Source organism: Mesorhizobium sp. M0698 (genome assembly GCF_040320455.1).
Lineage (GTDB): Bacteria > Pseudomonadota > Alphaproteobacteria > Rhizobiales > Rhizobiaceae > Mesorhizobium.
The window spans coordinates 772,427-792,604 of the sequence record NZ_JAMYPQ010000001.1; the positions used below are offsets into that span (position 1 = coordinate 772,427).

At 62.8% G+C, this 20,178-nt stretch carries 18 protein-coding genes; 9 read left to right on the forward strand and 9 right to left on the reverse strand.

Annotation, left to right across the window (positions count from 1 at the left end; translation table 11 throughout):
• Positions 1 to 289 precede the first annotated feature (289 nt).
• The 6 genes from NKI16_RS03820 to NKI16_RS03845 all read left to right on the forward strand — a co-directional run bounded on the left by NKI16_RS03820 (position 290) and on the right by NKI16_RS03845 (position 6,573).
• On the forward strand, positions 290 to 1,024 hold the full coding sequence (locus NKI16_RS03820; protein ID WP_352622652.1) for a FadR/GntR family transcriptional regulator: 735 nt from the start codon (positions 290 to 292) through the stop codon (positions 1,022 to 1,024).
• The gene (locus NKI16_RS03825) at positions 1,021 to 2,208 is read left to right on the forward strand and encodes a PLP-dependent transferase (RefSeq protein WP_352622650.1); all 1,188 of its coding nucleotides are present in this window, start codon (positions 1,021 to 1,023) and stop codon (positions 2,206 to 2,208) included. Before NKI16_RS03820 ends, NKI16_RS03825 begins: the two co-directional genes overlap by 4 nt.
• A 29-nt stretch (positions 2,209 to 2,237) precedes the next feature.
• Positions 2,238 to 3,515, forward strand: a complete 1,278-nt coding sequence (locus tag NKI16_RS03830; protein ID WP_031212851.1) for an ABC transporter substrate-binding protein — start codon at positions 2,238 to 2,240, stop codon at positions 3,513 to 3,515.
• Between the two features lie 214 nt (positions 3,516 to 3,729).
• Complete coding sequence (locus NKI16_RS03835; RefSeq protein ID WP_352622648.1) at positions 3,730 to 4,653, forward strand: carbohydrate ABC transporter permease; 924 nt, start codon at positions 3,730 to 3,732, stop codon at positions 4,651 to 4,653.
• Positions 4,653 to 5,501 carry a carbohydrate ABC transporter permease gene (locus NKI16_RS03840; RefSeq protein WP_352613810.1) on the forward strand — a complete coding sequence of 283 codons (849 nt, stop codon included), beginning with the start codon at positions 4,653 to 4,655 and terminating at the stop codon, positions 5,499 to 5,501. The genes NKI16_RS03835 and NKI16_RS03840 overlap by 1 nt, the downstream gene beginning before the upstream one ends.
• Before the next feature lie 4 nt (positions 5,502 to 5,505).
• Complete coding sequence (locus NKI16_RS03845) at positions 5,506 to 6,573, forward strand: ABC transporter ATP-binding protein (protein WP_352622646.1); 1,068 nt, start codon at positions 5,506 to 5,508, stop codon at positions 6,571 to 6,573.
• A 67-nt stretch (positions 6,574 to 6,640) separates the two neighbouring features.
• Here the strand turns inward: NKI16_RS03845 and rpmG are convergent, their stop codons facing one another.
• The 8 genes from rpmG to NKI16_RS03885 all read right to left on the reverse strand — a co-directional run bounded on the left by rpmG (position 6,641) and on the right by NKI16_RS03885 (position 15,715).
• Positions 6,641 to 6,808, reverse strand: coding sequence for a 50S ribosomal protein L33 (rpmG, locus tag NKI16_RS03850; protein WP_006201775.1), 168 nt, complete (start codon positions 6,806 to 6,808; stop codon positions 6,641 to 6,643).
• 135 nt (positions 6,809 to 6,943) lie between these two features.
• Positions 6,944 to 7,399 carry a YqfO family protein gene (locus NKI16_RS03855; RefSeq protein ID WP_352622644.1) on the reverse strand — a complete coding sequence of 152 codons (456 nt, stop codon included), beginning with the start codon at positions 7,397 to 7,399 and terminating at the stop codon, positions 6,944 to 6,946.
• A gap of 110 nt (positions 7,400 to 7,509) precedes the next feature.
• Positions 7,510 to 8,685 carry an MFS transporter gene (locus tag NKI16_RS03860; RefSeq protein ID WP_023679978.1) on the reverse strand — a complete coding sequence of 392 codons (1,176 nt, stop codon included), beginning with the start codon at positions 8,683 to 8,685 and terminating at the stop codon, positions 7,510 to 7,512.
• A gap of 16 nt (positions 8,686 to 8,701) precedes the next feature.
• Positions 8,702 to 9,436 carry an NUDIX hydrolase gene (locus tag NKI16_RS03865; RefSeq protein WP_352622642.1) on the reverse strand — a complete coding sequence of 245 codons (735 nt, stop codon included), beginning with the start codon at positions 9,434 to 9,436 and terminating at the stop codon, positions 8,702 to 8,704.
• Positions 9,437 to 9,508: 72 nt separating this feature from the next.
• Positions 9,509 to 9,961, reverse strand: coding sequence for a DUF983 domain-containing protein (locus NKI16_RS03870; RefSeq protein WP_023679976.1), 453 nt, complete (start codon positions 9,959 to 9,961; stop codon positions 9,509 to 9,511).
• Positions 9,961 to 12,267, reverse strand: a complete 2,307-nt coding sequence (rnr, locus tag NKI16_RS03875) for a ribonuclease R (RefSeq protein ID WP_502897555.1) — start codon at positions 12,265 to 12,267, stop codon at positions 9,961 to 9,963. The genes NKI16_RS03870 and rnr overlap by 1 nt, the downstream gene beginning before the upstream one ends.
• Before the next feature lie 6 nt (positions 12,268 to 12,273).
• The gene (gene topA / locus NKI16_RS03880; protein WP_352622640.1) at positions 12,274 to 14,889 is read right to left on the reverse strand and encodes a type I DNA topoisomerase; all 2,616 of its coding nucleotides are present in this window, start codon (positions 14,887 to 14,889) and stop codon (positions 12,274 to 12,276) included.
• A gap of 448 nt (positions 14,890 to 15,337) precedes the next feature.
• Positions 15,338 to 15,715: a COG4315 family predicted lipoprotein gene (locus NKI16_RS03885; RefSeq protein WP_352568795.1), complete on the reverse strand. Its 378-nt coding sequence runs from the start codon at positions 15,713 to 15,715 to the stop codon at positions 15,338 to 15,340.
• Positions 15,716 to 15,902: 187 nt separating this feature from the next.
• Between NKI16_RS03885 and NKI16_RS03890 the strand changes: the two genes are divergently transcribed.
• Positions 15,903 to 16,649 carry a cytochrome c biogenesis CcdA family protein gene (locus tag NKI16_RS03890; protein WP_031212847.1) on the forward strand — a complete coding sequence of 249 codons (747 nt, stop codon included), beginning with the start codon at positions 15,903 to 15,905 and terminating at the stop codon, positions 16,647 to 16,649.
• Between the two features lie 53 nt (positions 16,650 to 16,702).
• Here the strand turns inward: NKI16_RS03890 and NKI16_RS03895 are convergent, their stop codons facing one another.
• Positions 16,703 to 17,608, reverse strand: coding sequence for an SDR family oxidoreductase (locus tag NKI16_RS03895; RefSeq protein ID WP_023679971.1), 906 nt, complete (start codon positions 17,606 to 17,608; stop codon positions 16,703 to 16,705).
• Positions 17,609 to 17,737: 129 nt separating this feature from the next.
• Here NKI16_RS03895 and NKI16_RS03900 point away from each other — a divergent pair, with 129 nt between their 5' ends.
• The gene (locus tag NKI16_RS03900; protein ID WP_352455653.1) at positions 17,738 to 18,685 is read left to right on the forward strand and encodes an AraC family transcriptional regulator; all 948 of its coding nucleotides are present in this window, start codon (positions 17,738 to 17,740) and stop codon (positions 18,683 to 18,685) included.
• A 130-nt stretch (positions 18,686 to 18,815) separates the two neighbouring features.
• Positions 18,816 to 20,177: a bifunctional UDP-N-acetylglucosamine diphosphorylase/glucosamine-1-phosphate N-acetyltransferase GlmU gene (gene glmU / locus NKI16_RS03905; protein WP_352622638.1), complete on the forward strand. Its 1,362-nt coding sequence runs from the start codon at positions 18,816 to 18,818 to the stop codon at positions 20,175 to 20,177.
• Position 20,178: the final 1 nt, after the last annotated feature.

Sequence of the window (20,178 nt, forward strand, 5' to 3'; positions counted from 1 at the left end):
CCATGATGCTCAGGTCCGCCGCATCTCCTGGGTCCGTGGGGTCGGCCGGCCGGCGCTGGCACATAGTGGCCTCCTCGTACCGCTGCCAAACGCCGGCCGGCCCCCAATTTTCAAAACACATCAGGATTCTACGCCAAGACCTGGAAAACGCTTGGTTTTTGTAGCGGCAGCGACAGCGCCCTTTGAAATAGCCGGCTGGGCAGAGCGTATGCGCCCGCAGTCGGTTGACAGGGCCTGTCTTCTATGCAGAAATTGGTTGGACCATTGAGCCATTTGGTGACCCGTTGGCATGACCGAATTCGGCCTTTCCCCCATACAGGCAACTGCTCGCGACGACGCGGTACTCAAGGCGCTGGCCGGCTTTGTGATGCGGGAAGCTCTCGGGCCCGGCCAGAGACTGCCGACCGAACGCATCCTTGCCGAGCGCCTCAAGGTGAGCCGCAACACCGTGCGCGAGGCGCTGACGCGCTGGGAAGGGCTCGGCCTGGTCGAACGGCGGCAAGGCAGCGGCACCTATCTCAAGGGAGTGGTCTCGCTGGACATGCTGCACATGCCGCTGACGCTGGCCGGCGGCAATGATTTCACCAGCCTGATGCAGACGCTGGAAATCCGCCGGGCACTGGAAGCGGAAGCCGCCGCCCTGTGCGCCGTCCGCGCGGGCCAGGCAGATCTCGTCGGGATCGGGCGCAAGCTCGACATTATGGAGCAGGCCTTCCACACCCGCGCCGGGATGTCGGCGGAGGAGGACTGGGAATTCCACCAGTCGATCTACCGCAGTTCCGGCAATCCGCTGTTCGAGCAGATCATCGCCGCCATGCACGAACTGTTCCATCGTTTCTGGGAGCATCCGCTCGGCGTGCGTGATTTCGGCCACGCCAGCTTTCCCTACCACCGCACCATCTACGAACGCATCGCCGCGCACGATCCGGAGGGGGCCCGGGCCGAGGCGCTCAAGCTGATCGCCACCGTCGAGGACGATCTGAAGCGCGGCGCGGCCAAACTCGAACTTTCAGGCCAGAAATGAGCGATCATCCCGCCGGTTTCGAAAACGACTATCTCGCCGAGGCAGCGACGCTTCTCGCCCATGACGAGCCTTTCCCCGGCGGCGCGGTGGTCCCGCCGATCTACCAGACTTCCCTCTTCACCTTCGCCAACTATTCCGAGATGGCCGACACATTCGCCGGCAGGCGACGTCAGCCGATCTATTCGCGCGGCGACAACCCGACGGTCATGGAGTTCGAGGCGCGTGTCGCCGCTCTCGAAGGCGCGGAGGCCGCGCGCGGCTTTTCCAGCGGCATGGCGGCGATCAGCGCCACGGTGCTTGCTTTCGTCGGTGCCGGTGAGCGCATGGTTGTCGTGCGCAATTGCTACGGCGATGCCTACCGGCTGTTCGAACGGCTTTTGCCACGGCTCAACATCAAGGTCGACTATGTCGACGGTTCCGATCCGGACGCGGTCGCGGCAGCACTTCCCGGCGCCAAGCTGCTCTACCTGGAAAGCCCGACGTCGATGATGTTCGAGCTCCAGGACATAACCCAGCTGGCGCGGCTGGCCAAAGAGCAGGGCATCATCACCTCGATCGACAATTCCTGGGCGACGCCGGTGTTCCAGAAGCCGATTTCGCACGGTGTCGACCTGGTGCTGCATTCGGCCTCGAAATATCTCGGCGGCCACAGCGACACCGTCGCCGGTGTGGTGGCCGGTTCGGCCGCCCATATCCGACATATCAACGAGCAGACCTATTCCTATCTCGGCGGCAAACTTTCGCCTTTCGAGGCCTGGCTGTTACTGCGTGGCCTGCGCACATTGCCGCTGCGGTTGCCGCATCACATGAAGAGCGGGCTGACCATCGCCGAACGGCTGAAAGCGCATGACCATGTCGAGCGGGTCAACCACCCGGCCTATTCCAACCATCCAGGCAAGGCGACGCTTGCCGGCTATGCCGGGCTGTTCTCGTTCGAAGTGACGGAAGACGTCGACATCCCGGCTTTCGTCGATGCGCTGAAACTCTTTCGCATCGGCGTCAGCTGGGGCGGCCATGAGAGCCTGGTCGTTCCGGCAAAGGCCTCGCTCGAGCAGACGCCGGGCCTGAATTCGATGGCGCGCTTCGGCGTCAGCCCACGAACCATCCGCCTCAGTGTCGGATTGGAAAGTGTCGAAGACCTGTGGGCGGATGTTGCCCAGGCCTTCGACAGAGCAAAAAGATAAAGGAGCCGTTCAAAATGGGAGTGCTGAACATGAAAAAACTGAGCATCCTTCTTGGTGCCGTCGCGGGTCTGGCGATTTCCGCCGGCAGCGTGCTGGCCGATTCCACGGTCAAGATGGTCGAGGTCATCACCAGCCCGCCGCGTACCGAATTCCTCAAGAAGCAGATCGCCGAATTCGAGGCGGCCAATCCGGGTGTCAAGGTCGAGCTGGTATCGCTGCCCTGGGGACAGGCGTTCGAGAAGTTCCTCACCATGGTGCAGGCCGGCGACACGCCCGACATCGTCGAGATGCCAGAACGCTGGATGGGCCTTTATGCGACCAACGGCCAGCTCGAGGATCTCGGGCCATACATGGCCAAATGGGACGATGCCAAAACGCTGGGCGAGCGTGCCAAGCAGTTCGGCTCGACGGTCGATAACAAGCAGTACATGATCCCTTACGGCTATTACCTGAACGCGCTGTTCTGGAACAAGAAGCTGTTCAAGGAGGCCGGTCTGGACGGTCCGCCGGCGACGCTCGATGAATTCGTCGAGGACTCCAAAAAAATCTCGGCGATACCGGGCAAATACGGCTACTGCCTGCGCGGCGGCCCGGGCGCCTTCAACGGCATGCATATGTTCATGAACATCGCCGCCGGCAAGGGCGGCTATTTCAACGAGGACGGCACCTCGACCATCAACGAGGAAGGCTCGGTCAAGGGCCTGCAGATGCTCGCCGACATGTACAAGAACGGCCTGGCGCCGAAAGATGCGGTGAGCTGGGGTTTTAACGAGACCGTCACCGGCTTCTACAGCGGCACCTGCGCCATGCTGAACCAGGATCCCGACGCGCTGCTCGGCATCGCCGACAAGATGAGCGCCGACGATTTCGCCGTGGCGCCGATGCCGGTCGGGCCGAGCGGCAAATCCTATCCGACGCTCGGTTATGCCGGCTGGGCGATGTTCGCCAATTCCCAGCACAAGGACGATGCCTGGAAGCTGATGGCGACGCTGTTGTCGCCCAAGGACAATCTGGAATGGGCAAAGGAAGTCGGCGTCATTCCAATCCACAACGGCGCCGACCAGGACGCCCACTTCAGGACCGAGCAGTTCAAAGGCTGGTTCGAGGAACTGAACAACGGCGACAAATACGAGATGGTGACGCCTCCGACGCATCTGGAAAACCTTGGCAATTTCGTAGACCAGGTGGCGATCAAGAATTTTCAGGAAGTGCTGCTTGGCCAGAAAGCGGCCAAGGACGTGGCTGACGAATGGGCCAAGTTCCTGACCAAGGAACAGCAGGACTGGCTGGCCAAGAACAAGAAATAGCTTTTGTTCCTTCTCCCCGTTCACGGGGAGGGGGTGTCACGAAGTGACGGATGAGGGGCGGCGCCAACCCGACTTGGCTCGCGCTGCTTCTCATCTGCCTGCCCGTCCTCCACAGCAGCTGCGCTGCAGCTGCGGAGGGTGGACCGGCATCTCCCCGTAAACGGGGAAGGCGCTGTCGCCAGCCCGTGCTTACCCAGGAGACGATCCAGTACCAATGACCTATGCCGTGTCCGAAATCCGATCCGCCGGCAGGCCGCGAAAGAAGCGGCTATCCCATGCCGCGATCGAGCCTTGGCTCTATCTCAGCCCGGCGATCGCGCTGCTGGTCGTCGTGCTCCTGGTGCCGCTGGTTATCGGTGTCGGCTACTCGTTCCGCAAATTCTCCGCTTTCAAATCCGAATATGTCGGGCTTGGGCAGTATCAGGCGATGCTGTCGGATCCTGTGCTCGGGCAGGCGCTCGTCAACACCCTATGGTGGACGGCAGCCAGCCTGTTCTTCCAATTTTTCCTTGGACTCGGCCTGGCGCTGCTGCTCGATACGCCGTTCCGGGGCAGAAAGATCGTGCAGGCCGTGGTGTTCCTGCCTTGGGCGGTACCGTCCTTCCTCTCGGGCCTGACCTGGGCCTGGCTGTTCAACCCGATCATCGGGCCGCTGCCGCATTGGCTCTACGCCTTGGGGCTGAAAGCCGAGCCAACCAACGTGCTCTCCGATCCCTCGACAGCCATGTGGGGGCCGATCGTCGCCAATGTCTGGTTCGGCATTCCCTTTTTTGCCATCACGCTTTTGGCGGCGTTGAAGTCGATCCCGTCAGAACTGCATGAGGCGGCGGCGATCGACGGCGCCTCGCCGTGGCAGCGCTTTACCAAGGTAACGCTGCCGTTCCTGGCACCGACCATCGTCATCACCGTCATGCTGCGCACCATATGGATCGCCACCTTCGCCGACCTGATCTTCGTCATGACCGAAGGCGGGCCTGCCGGTTCGACCGCTACCGTCCCGGTCTATATCTACGTCAGCGCGTTCAAGTCGCTGGACAAAGGCTATGCCTCCGCAGTGGCGGTGCTGCTGCTTGCCTTGCTAATCGTCTACGCGGTTGCGCTTATCGGCATCCGCCGGTCGCTGGTGAGGCACGTCTGATGATTGCCGGACGCTCCGCTTCCTCGCGCGTCCTCGGCGGTATCGGCCTTTACGGCGCCATCGCCGCCTATATGGCCTTCGCGTTGTTCCCGATCTTCTGGACGTTGAAGATCTCGGTCACGCCGGAGCGGCTGCTCTATTCCGAAGGCATCACTTTCTGGCCGTCGCAAACGACGCTGCAGAACTTCGTCACCGTGCTCGAAGCCAGCGATTTCCCGCGTTACTTCCTGAACAGCGTTATCGTTTCGGTTTCGACGGCAGCCTTCGTAACGGTGATTGCCACGCTGGCCGGCTACGCCATGTCGCGATTTTCCTTCCGCGGCAAGGCGACCCTGGCCATCCTGCTTCTGCTCACCCAGACGTTCCCGCTGGTGATGGTCATTCCGCCGATCTACCGCATCATGGGACAGATCGGCCTCATCAACAGCCTGACCGGCCTCGTCATCATCTACACCGCCTTCAATACGGCCTTTGCGACCTTCCTGATGCAGTCGTTCTTCGACGGCATTCCCAGGGATCTGGAAGAGGCAGCGATGATCGACGGCTGCACGCGCCTGCAGGCGATGCGCAAGGTGATCGTGCCGCTGACGCTGCCCGGCATGGGTGCGACGCTCGGTTTCGTCTTTACCGCCGCCTGGAGCGAGTTGCTGTTTGCGCTGATGCTGATTTCCAGCGACGACCAGAAGACCTTCGCGGTCGGCCTGCTCACCTATATCGGCAAATTCGCGGTCGACTGGGGACAGATGATGGCGGCTTCCATCCTGGCGCTGATCCCGGTCTGCGTCTTCTTTGCCTTCCTGCAACGCTACCTCGTCACCGGCCTTACCGCCGGCGCCGTCAAGGGATAGATCGATGGCCTCCGTTACACTCGACAAAGTCCGCAAAGACTATGGAGCCGTGCGCGTTCTGCACGCGGTCGATCTCGAAATCGCCGACGGCGAGTTCGTCGTTCTGGTCGGCCCGTCCGGCTGCGGGAAATCGACCCTGCTGCGCATGATCGCCGGGCTGGAGGAGGTCTCCGACGGGCAGATCCATATTGGCGAGCGCCTGGTCAACGACATCGCGCCAAAGGACCGCGACATTGCCATGGTATTCCAGTCCTACGCGCTCTATCCGCACATGGACGTGTCGAAGAACATGGGCTTCAGCCTGATGCTGAGAAAGGCCGGCAAGCCGGCAATCGATGCAAGGGTGGACAGTGCCGCCAAGCGGCTCGGGCTCGATGCGCTTCTGCAGCGCTTGCCGCGGCAATTGTCCGGCGGCCAGCGCCAGCGCGTCGCCATGGGACGGGCCATCGTGCGCGACCCGAAGGTCTTTCTCTTCGACGAGCCGCTTTCGAACCTCGACGCCAAGCTGCGCGTCCACATGCGTGCCGAGATCAAGGCGCTGCACCAGCAATTGAAGACCACTTCGGTCTATGTCACCCACGACCAGACCGAAGCGATGACAATGGCCGACCGCATCGTCGTCATGCATGACGGCCTCGTCCAGCAGGTCGGTGTGCCGCTCGATCTGTACGACCGGCCGGTCAACATGTTCGTCGCCGGGTTCATCGGCTCGCCCGGCATGAATTTTCTGCCTGCCGTAGTTGAAAAGGGCGCCAAGCCGGATGCCATCCTGGCCGACGGCCAGAAGCTGAGGCTGCCGGACAGCCTGCCGCTTAGGGATGGCGATGCGATCACCGTCGGCTTGCGGCCCGAGCATATCTGGCTCGCCGACAATGGCGCGCTGAAGGGCGAGGTGGGTGTCGTGGAGCCGCTCGGCCTGTCCACCCAGTTCTATGCCAGGCTTGCCGGCCAGCAGGTCTGCGTGTTTGCCATGGGCCGGGCCAGCGTGAAGCCGGGTGAGGCCGTGCGCCTGTCGGCTGATCCGGCATCGCTCCATCTGTTCGATCCGGCAAGCGGCGATCGCATCGGCTAATCCTGCATCCCGAAATGAAAAACGCCGCCCGGAAGGCGGCGTTTCGGTACTGCGAGAGAAAACCCGATTACTTGATCTTGGTTTCCTTGAATTCGACGTGCTTCTTGGCGACCGGGTCGTATTTGCGGAACGACAGCTTGTCCGTCTTGGTGCGGCTGTTCTTGCTGGTCACGTAGAAGAAACCGGTGTCGGCGGTCGACAGAAGCTTGATCTTGATGTTTGCGGCTTTGGCCATGATGTTCGTCCGTTAATGTTCGTGGAGTTTTGGCCGCTGGAGCACGGGAAACACCCGGACGCGGGAAACTTGCCGCGACACATAAAGAACGCGCCCGGAAAGTCAACCCTTGTCCACATTCACCCTTGTCCAGGTTTATGCGTCTTCCCTGACTGGCAACGCCTTCTTCCAGTCTCCCGTCGTGTTCCACCAGCGGTTCGGGTTGGCGCGGTCGTCGAGACCCTTGGAGCGGCTGGCAAGCAGTGGCTGAATGCGGATCACCGGTTCCTGATAGCTGTGAACCTGATAAATCGCCTCGACGACGCGTGCGGCGAGCTTCTGGTCATCGGGCAGTTCGAACGACACCTCGACAGTGCCCGACCGCCTGCGCAATTCCGTCTCGGCGCCGGCGGCGGCACCTTCAAGCGGCCGGTAACGTTCGATGCCGTCCGCCGACTGAAAGGCATTGCTGTCATATTTGCCCATTCTGAGCGGTGCGATCGCGACCACCGCCTCCATGATGCGGTCGACATCAGCTGCCGGTGCCTGAAAGGTCACCAGCAGCAGCAATTCCATCCGCAGCGATTTCGTTTCAAAGCCACTATCGATCATCCGAGGTCTCCCTGCTTATGCACTTTGGGGGAGCATATACTCGAGCCCTCCTGACATGGTTGTGTCAGTAGTTGGTCAGCAGTGGGAGCGATGTCGGCAGCTGGGCCGACTCAGAGGATTTTGCGGAGCAGCCTGGTGCCGACCAGCACGATATAGCAGGCGAAGAACAGGCCGAGCGCCCAACCGAAGCCCGACGGCCCGAAAGCGTCCATGCCGATGCCGATTGCCTGCGGGCCAAGCACCATGCCGACGCCGTAGCAGAGAACGAAGGCGGCGTTGGCGGAGGCCAGTTCGTGGCCGGAAAGCTGGGAGCCGAGGTGAGCAAGACCGATTGTATACATAGCGGCGACCACACCGCCCCAGATGAACAGAAGCGCTGCCATCAAATGCCAGTTATGCGCGAAGAACGGCATGAAGACCGTGCCGGCAAGCCCGACAGTGGCACAGGCCATCAGCAGATAGCGGCGGTCGCTGACGCGGTCGCTGATCATGCCGATCGGGATCTGCAACAGCACATTGCCAAGCCCGATCATGGTGAGCAAAAGGGCGGCGTCCGCCTCTGAGTAGCCGATGCGGCTACCGTAGACCGGGAACAGTGCAAAGCCGCCGGTCTCGACCGCGCCGAACACCAGCACGGCGGCGGTTGCCGTCGGCACCAGCCAGATGTAACGCAGGAAATTGCTGGTTTCGCCGTCCGAGACGATCGTCGGGCTCTCGTTGCGTGCCGCCAGGACCGGTATGGCAGCGAGCGTAACCAAGGCGATGGTAACGCCGAAGGGCAGGAAGCCACTGCTGCCGAGATGGGCGAACAGCCAAGGCCCGGCGGCAAAGCCGAGAGACAGCACGGTGGCATAGATGCCGAGGACCAGTCCGCGCCGGTGTGGCGGCGCCGAGGTGCTGATCCAGAATTCCGACAGGATGAACAGCACCGTCAGCGCGATATGCAGCAGCACGCGCAGCGGAAACCACATCCAGAAAGCTGGCGCGAAATGGAAACCGACAAAGGCCAGCGCCCCGGCGGCGATCATGGCAAGCATCGTCCAGGCGACCCCGAACCGCATGGCGAGCGGGGTGGCGAGCGGCGCGCCGGCGATAGAGGCGAGGCCGGCGACCGCGGTGTTGAGACCGATCATCGACGCGGAATGGCCACGCGTTTCCAGGATCACGCTGAGCAGCGGCATGCCAAGGCCGATGGCAATGCCGACGACGCTGATCGACGAGATCGCCGCGACCATCGGCAGCCAGTGTACGCGTTCCTTGCCCTGCGGCTGGATATCGACTGTCATGGAATGCCTGGCTGCTCTAGAGAATTTCGCGGACGAAGCGATTGCGGACAAGCCGGTAGAACGGCACGGGACCGCCGGGGCTCAGCAGCGGATCCCGGACGAGCCGGGTTTCCAGCTCCTCCAGGACCGTGCGCGTGATGTCTGGAATATCGGCTTGCCGGGCCTTGGCCAGCGGCAGCCAAACGACGTCTTCCAACTCGTCGGTCGGACCGCCATCCGGCAGTTGCACGGCGACATCGTCGCGCCATGCGGCGAGAAAGCGCGTATCGAAGCGGCGCACCCGGTTGGGCGGGGTGATGGCGCGTGCGACGAAGCGCAGCGCTTGCAGTGATGGGATGACGCCGTGTTCGACAAAGCCCTGCCAGTCGCGCCTGGCGGTTGCGAACACGCCTTTTTGACCGATCAGCAGGCCGGCCTCCTCATAGGTTTCGCGGATTGCCGACAAGGCAATGGCGCGGGCGCGAGCCGGGCTGGTGCGACCGATGCCAGCGGTCAATCTCGCTTCTTCCTCGGGATGAAGTGCGGTGGCTATCGGGATGCGGCTGTCGGCCGGATCTGTGCGGCCGCCAGGAAACACGAATTTTCCCGGCATGAAGGCATGACGGGCGTGGCGCCGGCCCATCAGCACCAGGAATTCGTCGCCTTTGCGATCGAGCAGGATCAGCGTCGCGGCGTCGCGCGGGCGTATAGGCTTGGCCTCGAGCGCGTTCCGCTCAACCTTGTCGACTTCCGCCTTGGTCATAACGTCCATGCGCTCGACCTAGCGGAATCTTCTCCGATGCGAAAGTGGCGTCCAGCCATGCCGATTGCGCCAGCCTCGGTTTCAAGCCTCGGGATGCGACTCGATCAGATCTTCTTCACCGCCAAAGCCGTGCATATAAAACGCCCATTGCAGGCCGATGACAGCGCCCTTGACCGGCTGCAGCAGGACGACGGCGAGAATGATGGTCAATGGCACCCAGATGGCGATGTGCTGCCAGGTCGACAGCGTCGAGGTTGCCTCGACACCCATGAAGGCGCCGAGCACGATGTGGCCGACAATGACCACCACAAGATAGGCCGGCAGGTCGTCGGCGCGATGGTGGTGAAGTTCCTCGCCGCAATGATCGCATTTGTCGACGGTTTTGACGAAGGCGCGAAACAGCTTGCCCTCGCCGCAATGCGGGCAGCGGCCGAGCATGCCGCGCTTCATTGCCGTCCATAGCGGCCGGGCGGTCCGGCCCGAGTGATGTTCGCCGCCGAAAATCCGTTCTTCCACCTGCAGTTCTGTTGGCATTACCGTCTCCTGCCGCGCGAGCCTGGACGCGATTGCGACGCCCGGGCGCGGCCTTTGGCCTTGTGGAACGACCGTTTGGAGCCGGGCAGCGGCTTTGGCTCGGTCAGCATCTCGAAACGCATCGCGCCGGCCATCGGCGCCACCTCGATCAGGCGAACCTCGACGCGATCAGCAAGCTGATAGCCCTTGCCGGTGCGTTCTCCGAAAAGCGATCGAGCAGTTTCGTCGTATATATAGTAGTCGCCGCCCAGGGTTGAAACCGGAATGAAGCCATCCGCGCCATACTGCGGCAATTGGACAAACAGGCCCGATTTGGTGACGCCCGAGATGCGGGCGTCGAAACGGTCGTCGATGCGCTCGGCGAGATAGGCAGCGATCAGCCGGTCGACCGTGTCGCGCTCGGCGGCCATCGCGCGCCGCTCGGTCGCCGAAATCAGCGCCGAGACCTCTTCCAGCCGCTCCGCCTCGTCCTGCGTCAGGCCCCCCGGACCAAGGCCGAGTGCGGCAATCAGCCCGCGATGCACGATCAGATCGGCATATCTGCGGATCGGCGAGGTGAAATGCGCGTAGCGCTTCAGGTTGAGGCCGAAATGGCCGATATTGGCGGGCGAATATTCGGCCTGGCTCTGCGAGCGCAGCACCACTTCGTTGACGAGCCCCTCATTGTCGGCGCCGCGCACGCGAGCGAGGATGCCGTTGAACTGGTTCGGCCGCATTTGCGCGCCGCGCGCCAGCGACAGGCCGAGCGTCTGCAGGAATTCACGCAACGATTCCTGCTTGGCGAGCGAGGGCGCATCGTGGATGCGGTAGACCAGCGCCTGGCGCTTCGCCTCGAGTGTCTCGGCGGCGGCGACATTGGCCTGGATCATGAACTCTTCGATCAGCTTGTGCGCGTCGAGCCGCTCCGGCACGACGACCTTGTCGACGGTGCCGTCCTGCTTGAGCAGGATCTTGCGCTCGGGCAGATCGAGCTCAAGCGGCTGGCGCGTGTCGCGGCCGCGCTTCAGGATCGTGTAGGCGTCCCATAGCGGCTTCAGCACCGTATCGAGGATCGGGCCGGTCGTGTCGTCCGGTGCGCCGTCGATCGCCGCTTGCGCCTGCTGATAGGCGAGTTTCGCCGCCGACTTCATCATGACGCGATGGAAGGAGTGTCTGAGTTTGTGGCCATCGGCCGAGAAAGTCATACGCACCGCTATCGCCGGACGATCCTGGCCCTCGCGCAGTGAACAGAGGTCGTTCGAGATGCGCTCCGGCAGCATCGGTACGACGCGGTCGGGAAAATAGACCGAATTGCCGCGCTTCAGCGCTTCGCGATCGAGCGCCGTGGCATAGCGCACGTATGCAGCGACATCGGCAATGGCGACGGTGACAACCACGCCGCCGGCGTTCTTCTCGTCGGTGTCGGGCATGGCGAACACCGCGTCGTCATGATCCTTGGCGTCGGCCGGATCGATGGTGAGCAGCGGCAGCTCGCGCCAATCCTCGCGTCCGGCAAGCGTCGCCGCCTTGACTGCCTCCGCCTCGGCGATGACGTCGGTGGGAAAAATATGTGGAATGTCGTGTGCATGGATGGCGATCATCGAGACCGCCTTTTCGCTGGTCAGCGACCCCAACACCGCCAGAACCTTGGCTCGCGGCAGCCCGTAGCGCGAGGCCCGCGCCGGCTCGACCTCGACCAGGTCGCCGTTCTTGGCGCCGTTCTGGAATTCCTTGTCGACGACCAGCTCCGGCTGACGCCTTTCCACCGGCTCGATGCGGAACGTGCCGTCCTTCAGCACACGGAAAACGCCGAGAACCGCATCGGTGCGCTTCTCGAATATCTTCATAACCCGGCCGGTATAGGCGGGGCCTGCCGGATCGTCGGTCGGAAAGGTCTTGGCCAGCACGCGGTCGCCGATACCAGGCGTCGGCCCATTGCCGCCGCGCGACACGCGGATCGCTATGACCGGAGGTTCGCCATTGCCAATCGCTTCGGTCGGGTGCGCCAGCAGCACACCGTCGGCGTCACGGCCGAAGATGTCGAGCACCGCGACGTGGGGCAGGGCGCCGACACGGGCAAGCCGCTTGCGCTCCTTGGTCAGCAGGCCTTCATCCTGCAGGTCGCGCAAGACGTCCTTCAGCCAGATGCGGTCTTCGCCGCGCAGCGCAAACGCCTTGGCGATGTCGCGTTTTCCGGCGCGGTCCGGATTTTCGGCGATGTAACGCAGTATCTCTTCGCGTGAAGGCCGGTAATTGTCCCTGACCTTGGCACGGGTATCGGCGGTGCGCAGATCGCCGTGGCTTCTTCCGGAGACTTTGCGCGCCAACCCGTCCTATCCCTTTTTCCTGGTCGCCGGTTTTTTAGCCGCAGCCGATTTCTTCGCAGGCGCGGCCGCTTTGCGGAAGGGCTTCCTGGCGCCATTGCCGCCCTTGGCTTCCTTTTCCGCAATGAGCGCCACCGCATCCTCGATCGTCACCGATTGCGGATCCTTGCCCTTCGGCAGCGTCGCATTGACCTTGCCGAAATTCACATAAGGCCCGTATTTGCCGTCGCGCACGACGATCTTGCCGCCGCCGGCAGGATGCTCGCCAAGTTCCTTGAGCGCAGCGGCTGTGCCGCCATTGCGGCCGCCTTTGCCCTTCAATTGCTTCTCGGCGATCACGGAGACGGCGCGATTGAGGCCGATCGAGAACACGTCCTCGATGCTGTCGAGATTGGCGTAGGTGCCGTCATGCAGCACGAACGGCCCGTAGCGCCCCAGCCCGGCCGAAATCATCTTGCCGGATTCCGGATGCTTGCCGACGTCGCGCGGCAGCGACAAAAGGGCGAGTGCCTTTTCGTGATCGATCGAATCGACAGTCCAGCCCTTGGGCAGGCTGGAGCGCTTGGCATCCTTGCCGTCGCCGCGCTGGATATAGGGGCCGAACCGGCCATTGCGCAGCGTGATCTCCTCGGCGGTATAGGGGTCCTTGCCGAGCACTTTGGTGCCGTCTTCGCCACCGCCGTTCTCGCCATTGGGATTGGCGGCGTCGCCGAGCTGGCGGGTGAAGGAGCATTCGGGATAGTTCGAACAGCCAACGAAGGCGCCGAACTTGCCGAGCTTCAGCGACAGGTTGCCGGTGCCGCATTTCGGACAGATGCGCGGGTTCGAACCGTCTTCCCGCGCGGGAAAGACCAGCGGCGCCAGTTCCTCGTTCAATGCATCGAGGACGTCGGTGACGCGCAACTCCTTGATGTCGGCGACGGCGCCGGAAAAATCCTTCCAGAAATCGCGCAGCACGTCCTTCCATGCGAGCTTGCCGTCGGAAATCTCGTCGAGCTTTTCCTCCAGCGAAGCGGTGAAGTCGTACTCGACATAACGCTCGAAGAAGCTTTCGAGGAAGGCCGACAAGAGCCGGCCCTTTGCCTGCGGCACCAGCTTGCGCTTGTCGATGGTGACATAGTCACGATCCTCGAGCGTCTTCAGGATCGCCGTATAAGTCGACGGCCGGCCGATGCCCAACTCTTCCAGCTTCTTGATCAGCGAAGCTTCCGAATAACGCGGCGGCGGCTCGGTGGTGTGCTGGGTGGCGTTGATCGCCTCGCGTGTGAGCTGCTCGCCGGCACGGATCTCGGGCAGGCGGCGGCTTTCCTCGTCTTCCGAATCTTCTTCCTTCTGCTCGATGTAAGCGGCAAGGAAGCCGTCGAAGCGAACAACCGAGCCTACAGCGCGAAGCTCGGCGGTGCGCGGGCCATTGACTGCCTCTATCTCGACCGTGGTGCGCTCTATCTCGGCCGGCTGCATCTGGCTGGCGATGGCGCGTTTCCAGATCATCTCGTAAAGCCGCGCCTGGTCGGCGTCGAGATACTGCTTGACGGAAGCCGGCGTGCGCATGAAATCGGTCGGACGGATCGCTTCGTGCGCCTCCTGGGCATTCTTGGCCTTGGCGGAATAGTAGCGCGGCTTTTCAGGCAGGTATTTAGGGCCGAATTCCTTGGCAATCGCATCGCGTGCGGCAGAGATCGCCTCCGGTGCCATCTGCACGCCATCGGTCCGCATATAGGTGATCAGGCCGGTGGTCTCACCGCCGATCTCCATGCCCTCATAGAGCCGCTGCGCCACCTGCATGGTGCGGTTGGCCGAAAAGCCGAGACCCGATGAGGCTGCCTGCTGCAGCGTCGAGGTGGTGAAGGGCGGCCCGGGATTGCGCTTGGTCGGCTTCGCTTCGACAGACGCCGCCTTGAAGCTGGCGCCTTCGAGCATCGCTTTGATGTCGTCGGCCTGCGCCTTGTTGGAAATGTCGAGCTTTTGCAGCTTCTTGCGCTCGAAGGCGGTCAGCCGCGCCTCGAAATTTTCCTTGCGCGGCGTACCGAGAATGGCGGCGACCTGCCAGTATTCCTCGCGGATGAAGCGCTCGATCTCGGATTCGCGGTCGCAGACCAGACGCAGCGCCACCGACTGGACGCGGCCGGCGGAGCGGGCGCCGGGCAGCTTGCGCCACAGCACGGGCGACAGCGTGAAGCCGACGAGATAGTCGAGCGCGCGGCGGGCGAGATAGGCATCGACCAGCGGCGCGTCGATCTGGCGCGGATTGGCCATCGCCTCCAGCACGGACGCCTTGGTGATGGCGTTGAAGACGACGCGGCTGACCGGCTTGTCCTTCAACGCGCGCTTTTGCTTCAGCACTTCCAGGACATGCCAGGAGATCGCTTCGCCCTCGCGGTCCGGATCGGTGGCGAGGATCAGCCCGTCGGCGTCCTTGACCGCCTTGGCAATATCGGCGAGACGCTTTCCAGACGCGGTGTCGACGGCCCAGGACATGGCAAAGTCCTCATCCGGACGCACCGAGCCATCCTTGGCCGGCAGATCGCGGACATGGCCGAACGAGGCCAGAACCTTGTAGTTCTTGCCGAGGTATTTGTTGATTGTCTTCGCCTTGGCCGGCGATTCGACGACGACGACGTCCATACGGTCTCATATCAGTTGTGATGCGGCAGAAGAATTCCGCTGCGCGCGACGAAATCTCGTTCAATGTGTCGCTCACATGGCCGCGCTTTTGCATCCGGTCAAGGCCAAGCAGTCAAAATGCGGCCCTGTACCGAATGCGCAACCCAGCGGCGCGCCATGCGATTTTCCGCAATCCTGGATAAGGGAAATGGCCAGCCTATCACTGGACAAGCCCGGCAATTGATCCTGGAGAACGGGACAAACTCTCCCGCGGATATAAGAGAAACATCGAGCACGCGCCAGCCCTGCTTGAACAGATGCTGTGAAGCGCGCAATCGGTAGCCCGGCATTTTGCTCGGACAGTCGCAAGGAAGTACCGTGCTGAAAAGCTGGCCGCCGGGGCGGTTGGGTCGAGTTCCCAGCGACCAGCCGTGTTACCGCCGGTTACAGCCGATCAGAAGCTCAAGGCCTAGTCGGCCTTGGCGATATGCCAGACGCCGCCGACACCCTCGCCGGTCACGTCGCCGGCCTTCTTGTCCTTGATGAACGTGTAGAGCGGCTTACCTTCGTAGGCCCACATCCTGGTGCCGTCGGTGCGGTCGACGATCGTCCACTCGCCCTCGGCCTTGGCGTTGGCGTCAGCCTTCAGCGGCGGCCAATTGGCGGCGCATTTGTCGTAGCAGTTCGACTTGCCCGCCTCGTCCTTGTCGTAGGTGTAGAGCGTCATGCCGCTGGCGTCGGTGTAGATCTTGGTGCCGCCGACCTCCGCTTCCTTCCACGCCTCGGCGGCGAAGGATGCGGCAGTGCCGAGCAAAAGCGCGGCCATGCCAGTTGCGATCGTTTTCATGGATTTCTCCCTGGATCATTCGAAAAGCGCGCGGAACAACGCAGCTTCGTATGATCAACGCTGCCTGGCTGCCCTTTCTTCCCGGGCGGGCGTCGACTTGCTACCCAATGTGATGGGGCCACGCGATGGTGATTGGCGGACGGCTGTTGTCGCGGCTATATGGCTGCGCAGTCATCGGGAGACGGAAATGGCATTGGACGTCGGCTATGTCAGTGCGATCGGGGCGGGAGCGATTTCGTTCCTGTCGCCTTGCGTGCTGCCGCTGGTGCCACCGTACCTGTGCTATATGGCCGGCGTGTCGGTCGACGATTTCCGCGGCGAGGCCGGCATTACGGCAAAGGCCGGTGCGCGAGGCGCGCTGGTTAATTCCTCCATCGCCTTCGTGCTCGGCTTCTCGACCGTCTTCGTCGCGCTCGGCGCCGGCGCCTCGACCATCGGCCATCTGCTGCGAGTCTGGCAGGAGCCGCTGGCAATGGCGGCCGGCGTGCTGATCATCCTGATGGGGCTGAATTTCCTCGGCGTACTGCGCATCCCTTTGCTTTCACGCGAGGCGCGCTTCCAGTCACAAGGCAAGCCGGCCAGCCTGATCGCCGCTTATGTCATGGGATTGGCCTTTGCCTTTGGCTGGACGCCCTGCATCGGTCCGGTGCTGGGGCCGATCCTGACGCTTGCCGGCGGCCGCGAGACGGTGGGCGAGGGCGCGCTGCTGCTTGCCGCCTATTCGCTCGGCCTCGGTATTCCCTTCCTCGTTGCGGCGCTGTTTTCAGGCGCCTTCATGCGCTTTCTCGGGAAATTCCGCGTCCATCTCGGCCGCGTCGAAAAGGCCATCGGCGCGTTGCTGGTGGTCGCCGGCGTGTTTTTCCTGACCGGCGGCGTGCAGGCGGTGTCCTATTGGTTGCTCGAGAATTTTCCGGTGCTGGGGCAATTGGGATAGGTTTGCCGCCCGGCCGAAGCGCGAGGCCGTAGCTGCGGCGCAAGGCACCGCAGCTACGCGGTCCATTCACCTTCGAAATAGCCCGGCTGGTCGATATCGGCGATGAGCCCGGGTCCGCTCGGCGCCCACCCCAGCAGCGCGCGAGTCCGCTCGCTCGAGGTCGGGACATCCATCGCCGCGAACATCGCGAACCAGCCAAAATGATCGGCGGCTTCTTCCGCGGACTTGGCGACGACCGGCACGTTCAGGCGCCGGCCGATCACGCCGGCGATGTCCTTGAACGGCACGCCTTCTTCGGCGATCGCGTGATATCGCCCGCCATCGGCTCCATGCTCGAGCGCAAGCCGGTAAACGCGGGCGGCATCGAACCGATGCACGGCAGGCCAGCGATTGAGCCCTTCGCCGATATAGGCCGACACGCCCTTCTTGCGAGCGAGGTCGATGAGAATAGGAACGAAGGCGTGGTCGCCTTGGCCATGGACCGACGGAGGAAGGCGCACAACCGACGCGCGCACGCCGCGTGCCGCCAGCGCGGCGGCTGTCGCTTCGGAGGCGCGGGGATACGAAGCGGAAGAGGGGACAGGCGCATCTTCCTCGGTCGCGATACGGCCCCGCGCCTGGAGCGCGGTTCCGGAGGTGACGAGCAGGGGCCGCTCGGAGCCTTCGAGTGCACCGCCCAAGGCCTCGATGGCGCGCCGGTCCATCTCGCAATTTTGCGCGAATTTCGAGAAGTCGTGGTTGAAGCCGGTATGGATCACTCCATCAGCTGCCGCTGCGCCCCTGCTGAGGCTTTCGAGGTCTTCGAGGTCACCTCGATGCACCTCGGCTCCGGTGGCTGCAAGCGACTTGGCCGACGCCGCCGAGCGGGCGAGGCCGAGCACCTGATGGCCGGCGCCGATGAGTTCTTGAACGACGGCAGAACCGACGAATCCGGTCGCTCCGGTAACGAAAACACGCATCACGACTTCTCCTTGTTCGTTTCTGACCACGACCATTTTCGCGGCTCAGTTGTGTCGTGATAGGCGCTTGAGAAAATACGATCTATGCGGCAAAGTCCGTATTATCTTCGCAATCGTCCGGAATGACCTGTGGATCCCCTTTCAGATGTGCTCTCGCTGCTGAAGCCGCGAAACTATATGTCGGCCGGTTTCGATGCTGGTGGTGAATGGTCGATCCAGTTCCCCGACCAGCAGCAAAGCATCAAGACCGGAGCGGTGATCTCCGGCCGGTGCTGGCTATTAGTGGAGGGCGTTGCCGACGCAGTGCGCCTTGAGACGGGCGACTGCTTCCTGCTGCCGAGTGGACGGCCTTTCCGCCTTGCAAGCGACATGAGCTTGTCGCCTGTTGAAGCCGTCAAGATTTTTCCGCCAGCGCGGGCCGGCGGTGTCGTGACCCACAATGGCGGCGGTGATTTCTTTCTGGTCAGCAGCCGCTTCGCGCTTGGCGGCAATCATGCCGGCATCCTGTTGCGGATGCTGCCAGCCATTGTGCATATCCGCAAAGAGTCGGACCAGTCGGCGCTGCGCTGGTCGGTGGAGCGGATGATGCAGGAGCTGCGCGAGTCACAGCCGGGCGGCTTTCTGGTGATCCAGCACCTCGCCCACATGATGCTGGTTCAGGCGCTGCGGCTGCATCTTTCGGAAGGATTGAAAGGCGGCATCGGCTGGCTCTTTGCCCTCGCGGACAAACAGATCGGCGCGGCGATCAGCGCCATGCATGACGATCCGGCGCATGGCTGGACGTTACAGGAACTGGCGGAACGGGCCGGCATGTCGCGATCGACCTTTGCGCTCAGATTCAAGGAGACGGTTGGCGCGTCGCCGATGGACTATTTGACGCGCTGGCGAATGCTGCTGGCCGGCGACCGGCTGACGAATTCCAGCGATCCCGTCGCCGTCATAGCGCTTTCGCTCGGCTACGAATCCGAAAGCGCCTTCAGCACAGCCTTCAAGCGAGTCATGAACTGTTCGCCACGGCAATACGGCCGTGGCCGAGCCTCCAGTTTCGCATCACGCAACGAGGCGGAAGCCGCCTGAGCCGATCGGCTTGAGCGTGTCGCGGGTTGGAGGTTCCACCGTCTCACCGGAATTTAACCGCATTGGTGCAGCATGGCGCCGGTGCTACTAACGCTTCGATTCCAGACCCCTTTCAACGGTTGCTGTCCCCATGAGCCAGAGATCCTGCCTGTCCATCATCCTCGCCGCCGGCGAAGGCACGCGCATGAAGAGTGCAGTGCCGAAAGTGCTGCACACAATCGCCGGCCTGCCGATGGTTGCCCATGTCGTCAAGGCGGCCGAAGCCGCCGGCAGCGGCGAGTTGGCGCTGGTGATCGGCCATGGCGCCGATGAGATGCGCAAGGCCGCACTCAAGTTTGCGCCGAAGGCCGAGGCTTTCGTTCAGGAAAAACGTCTCGGCACCGCGCACGCCGTGCTTGCCGCACGCGCAGCAATATCAAAAGGTTATGACGACATCTTGGTGATGTTTGGCGACACGCCGTTGATCGATCCGGAAGCGCTCGCGGCGGCGCGGCTGAAGCTGGCGGAAGGTGCGGCCGTCGTCGTGGTCGGCTTCCGTACGGAAAATCCTTCGGGCTACGGCCGGCTTATCGAAAAGGCCGGCAAGCTCGTGGCCATCCGCGAGGAGAAGGACTGCTCGGACGAGGAGAAGAAAATCACCTTCTGCAATGGCGGGCTGATGGCGGTCGCCGGCAGGCACGCGCTGAAGCTGCTCGATCAAGTCGGCAGCAAGAACGCCAAGGGCGAGTATTATCTCACCGACATCGTCGAGATCGCCGCTGCGCAGGGACTTGATGTCGTAGCCACCGAAGCCAGTTTCGAGAACGCGCTCGGCATCAACAACCGTGCCGAGCTTGCCCAGGCGGAAGATATCTGGCAGCAGCGCCGCCGGCGCGAGGCGATGCTTTCTGGCGTTACGCTGATCGCGCCCGAAACCGTGTTCTTCTCGCACGATACCGAGATCGGTGCCGACACGATCGTCGAGCCCAATGTCTGGTTCGGACCGCGCGTGAAAATCGCCACGGGCGCCAAGATCCATGCCTTCAGCCATATCGAAGGCGCCACCATCGCGTCGAATTGCGATGTCGGGCCGTTCGCGCGGCTGCGGCCCGGGGCCGATCTGAGAAACAAGGCCAAGGTCGGCAATTTCTGCGAGGTCAAGCAGGCGATCGTCGAGGAGGGCGCGAAGGTCAACCATCTGACCTATATCGGCGATGCCCGCATCGGCGCCGGTGCCAATATCGGCGCCGGCACCATCACCTGCAATTATGACGGCTATTCGAAATTCTTCACCGATATCGGCGAGGGCGCCTTCATAGGCTCGAACTCCTCGCTGGTGGCGCCGGTGTCGATCGGCAAGGGCGGCTACATCGCCTCGGGCAGCGTCATCACCGAAAGCGTACCCGACGATGCGCTGGCCTTCGGCCGCGCCCGCCAGCGGACTCTATCCGGCAAGGGCAAGGAGTTGCGAGAGCGTTTTTCTCAGGCCGCGGCGGCCCGCAAAAAAGGGTAGA